Origin of the sequence: Kitasatospora putterlickiae, assembly GCF_039527695.1 — a bacterium.
In the GTDB taxonomy this organism is placed as follows: domain Bacteria; phylum Actinomycetota; class Actinomycetes; order Streptomycetales; family Streptomycetaceae; genus Kitasatospora; species Kitasatospora putterlickiae.
In genome coordinates this window covers 1-3,734 of record NZ_BAAAKJ010000158.1, presented here as the reverse complement: position 1 = coordinate 3,734, position 3,734 = coordinate 1, and the positions used below count along the sequence as shown (strand labels likewise).

At 76.1% G+C, this 3,734-nt stretch carries 3 protein-coding genes; 2 read left to right on the top strand and 1 reads right to left on the bottom strand.

What is annotated here, in order from left to right; translation table 11 throughout:
• Positions 1-68 precede the first annotated feature (68 nt).
• Positions 69-245 carry a hypothetical protein gene (locus tag ABD308_RS16430; protein WP_344334197.1) on the top strand — a complete coding sequence of 59 codons (177 nt, stop codon included), beginning with the start codon at positions 69-71 and terminating at the stop codon, positions 243-245.
• A gap of 140 nt (positions 246-385) precedes the next feature.
• Here the strand turns inward: ABD308_RS16430 and ABD308_RS16425 are convergent, their stop codons facing one another.
• Positions 386-2,674: a GAF domain-containing sensor histidine kinase gene (locus tag ABD308_RS16425; protein WP_344334195.1), complete on the bottom strand. Its 2,289-nt coding sequence runs from the start codon at positions 2,672-2,674 to the stop codon at positions 386-388.
• Between the two features lie 309 nt (positions 2,675-2,983).
• On the opposite strand from ABD308_RS16425, the gene ABD308_RS16420 reads away from it, so the two are divergent.
• Positions 2,984-3,616: a response regulator gene (locus tag ABD308_RS16420; protein ID WP_344334217.1), complete on the top strand. Its 633-nt coding sequence runs from the start codon at positions 2,984-2,986 to the stop codon at positions 3,614-3,616.
• Positions 3,617-3,734: the final 118 nt, after the last annotated feature.

The window sequence follows — 3,734 nt, the reverse complement described above, 5'->3', positions numbered from 1 at the left end:
GCCCAGAGTGGAGGGCAGAGCGGTTGATCGGTTGGGCCGCTCGGATTAAAGAGTCTGGAGTACCCCCCATGGCAACGAACACGACCTCGAAGACGCTCGGCGTCGCGTCGGTCCTCGTCGGCGTCGCCGCGGCGGCCGCGGCCATCAGGACCGCTGTCGTTGCGGTGGCCAAGCCGGCCCCCGTGAAGGCGACCCCTTCCGCGGACACCGAGCGCCACTGCAAGCCGGGCGAGAGGGACTGCTGAGCCGATCAACCCACGATCGTTTCCGCCCCCGGGTCCCGACCCCACCCCTGACCCCCGCCCCCGCTCCCGGTCGTACCGGAAGCGGGGGCGGGGGCGTGTCCGTCGTTCCTCGGGCAGGAATGCCAGGAACCGCAGGAACCTCAGGAGGCGGCGCTCCGCCGCTGCGGGGGGTGCCGGGGGAGGACGGCCAGCACCTGTGTCCCGCTCTCCTGCGAGAGCCGCGCGATGGTGCAGCGTCCGCCGATCTCGGCCGCCCGGTCCGCCATCGACCGCAGCCCGACCCCGCCGGACGACCCCGTGCGCGCCAGGTCCGTTCCCGCCCGGCCTGCGGGGTCCGCAGAGCCTGCGGGGTCGGTGGCGCCGGTGGAGCCGGCAGGGCCGGTGGGGCCCCCGGCGGGCGGCTGCGGCACACCGCCGAAGCCGATCCCGTCGTCCTGGACGGTCAGCGTCAGGTCGGCCTCGTCCACCCGCAGCGTCACCTGGGCGTGCCCGGCGTCGGCGTGCCGCAGCACGTTGTTCAGCGCCTCGGCGGTGATCCGGTACGCGGCCACCTCGACGGCGGCGGGCAGGTCCGGCAGCGGGTCCGGGTGCAGGGTGGCCGTGACGGCGAGCCCGTCGGTGCTGAACGAGGCCGCCAGGTGCTGGACGGCCCGGGTGAGGCCGAACTCGCCGAGCGGCGCCGGCCCGAGCCGGTCGGTGATCCGCCGCACCTCCTTGATCGCCATCGCCAGGTCGCCCGAGACGTCCCGCAGCGCGTGCGCGATCCCCTCGGCCGCCGCCCCGGCCGCCTCACCCGCCCCCACCCCGGCGCCCGCGCCCGCGCCCGCGCCCGCGCCCGCCGCCGCCCCGGCCGCCGAGGCCGCGTTGTCGACCCGCAGCCGCAGCCCGGCCAGCGCCGGGCCGAGCCCGTCGTGGATGTCCCGCCGCAGCCAGCGCCGCTCCTCCTCGCGCGCGGCGACGATCTGCTCCCGGCTGGCCTGGAGGTCCTCCGCCAGCCGCAGCGAGGCGATGGCCGGCGAGGCCTGGTCGGCCAGCGAGCGCAGGATGTCGGCGTCGCTCGGCTCCAGCCGCTCCTCGCCCGCCCGCAGCCCGACCGTCAGCTCCCCGATCACCACGCCGTGGTGGACCAGCTCGAAGTCCCGCACCGGCCCGTCCAGCCGTCCCACCGCGGCGAGCGGCCGGCATCCGGCCCGGGTGGAGACCGCCAACGCCACGCCCGGCAGCTTCAGTTCCTCCGCGACGGCGGTGCACAGCGCGGCCGGCAGCCGCTGCGGCTCGACCACCTGCCGGACCTGCCCGGCGAGCGTCCGCAGCACCTGGTAGGGCTGGGCGCGGTCGCCGTAGTAGAGCCGGTCCACCACGCCCACCGCCCAGCGGGCGGCCCGTGGCAGGCCCGCGCCCAGCGCGAAGACCAGGGCGATCAGCAGCAGCGCGGCGGCGCCCCGGCCGGGCACCAGCCACGCCGACAGCACCGCCGCGCACGCCACGAACAGCACGGTGAGCCCGGTGGCGAGCAGCAGCCCGGTCAGGACGGACCGGGCCGCCCGGTCCAGCCGCCACCCGCCGTCGCGCACCACCAGGAACGCCACGGCCACCGCCCACACCGCGCCGGCCACGGTGAACAGCGAGTAGCTCAGCCAGTACTCGTACGCGTAGCGGCGGTCGTAGTAGTCCTGCATGCCCGCCCAGAGCAGGTAGGCACCCAGCATCCCGGCCAGGTGCGCGCGCCGCCGGGGCGCGCTGCGCCGCAGCAGCCGCACCAGCAGCACGGTGGCGGCGATGCCGATCAGCAGGTAGTTGGCGGCGTCGTAGAGGCCGCCGACACGGTCGGACACGGAGCCGAAGAAGTTCGCGGGCGCGCTGTCGGCGAGCGGGTTGGGGTGGCCGAAGACGGTCGGGCGGTCCAGGTAGGACATCGTGTCCGGGATCACCCAGAGCGTGACCGCGCCGATGTACCACCACCACCGGCGGGTGGTGAGCCGGGCGGCCGGCAGCCAGAGCGGCAGCACGTAGAACACGGTCACGCTGACGGTGTCGCAGACCGCGCGCACCACCGCGGCGGTGCCCACGAGCCCGGGATCGGAGACCTCCACCCAGACGGGCGCGGCGACGGCGCTCGGCAGCATGGACGTCAGCGCGTAGACGAGCATCACCCAACCGAGCGGATTTCCCGGCCGGTGGGCGTGCAGCAGCATGCCCGCCGCCGCCGTCGGCAGGGCGTAGACCAGGATGGCGAGCTGGTCCCGCGGGCGGTCCACGCCGGAGGAGCCGAGGTGGACCAGGACGTAGCAGGCCCAGAGGGTGGCGACCGCCAGGCAGAGCACGGTGAGCGCGGCGGCGCCGGTGAGCCGGCGCTGGGCGGGCGTCCGGCGTGGCGGAGCCCCGGCACGCGCGTGCGGCCGGGGGCGGGAGGGGATCACCGTGGTCATGGCACCACCTAGGGACGGGTGGGGAGGAGGGCCGCCGACGGCCGGGCCGCGCGTCAGGGCGCGCTGGCTCCAGTTTCGGCCGCCCGCCGTCCCGGGCGCATGGGGTCGTGGTCTCGTCCGCGCCGATCGGGGGACGCCCCCGTCCACGGCCCGCCCGTCGGACGGGCACCCGCCGTCACCGTCGTCACGCAAAGTCATGAACATATCGCTGGTAGTGTCGGCCACGTGGAGGAAAACCAGCCAGCCGAAGAAGCGCGGCAGCCGGAGGGCCGGCCGGACGAGGAACGGGCGCCCGGGCCGGTCCGGGTCCTGATCGTCGACGACCACCCGCTGTTCCGCGAAGGCCTGAAGGCCGCCCTGGAGAGCGCCGAGGGCATCGTCGTCGTCGCCGAGGCCGAACGTGCCGGCGACGTTCCGGAGGCGGTCGCCCGCCACCACCCCGACATGGTCGTGATGGACCTCTCGCTGCCCGACGGCTCCGGACTGGAGGCCACCCGACGGCTCTCCACCGACCAGCCGGCCCCGCCGGTGCTGATGCTCACCATGGCGGACGACGACGGCAGCCTGCTCGCCGCCCTCCAGGCCGGCGCCCGCGGCTACCTGGTGAAGGGCGCGGGCCGCGAGGAGGTGCTGCACGCGGTGCGCACCGTCGCGGCCGGCGGCGCGGTGTTCGGCGCGGACGTCGCCGAACGGATCACCACCCTGCTGGCCGGCGCCCGGGTCCGCGAGGCCGGCCAGCTCTTCCCGGCGCTCACCGCCCGCGAGGCCGAGGTGCTCGACCTGGTGGCGCGCGGACTGGACAACCGCCGGATCGCCCGGGAACTGGTGGTCGCGGAGAAGACGGTCCGCAACCACGTCACCCACATCTTCGAGAAACTGCACGTCGCGACCCGTGCGGAGGCCGTCGCCCGGGCCCGCGACATGGGACTCGGCGACGGCTGAACCGCGCCCCTGGCGGGCACCCCGCCGCCGCCCCGGGCCGGGGCCGGGACCGGACCCCCGTCCCGCGCCGCCGGGACGGCGGGACACGCAGGATGCGGGGGGAGGAGGCCCTCATCAT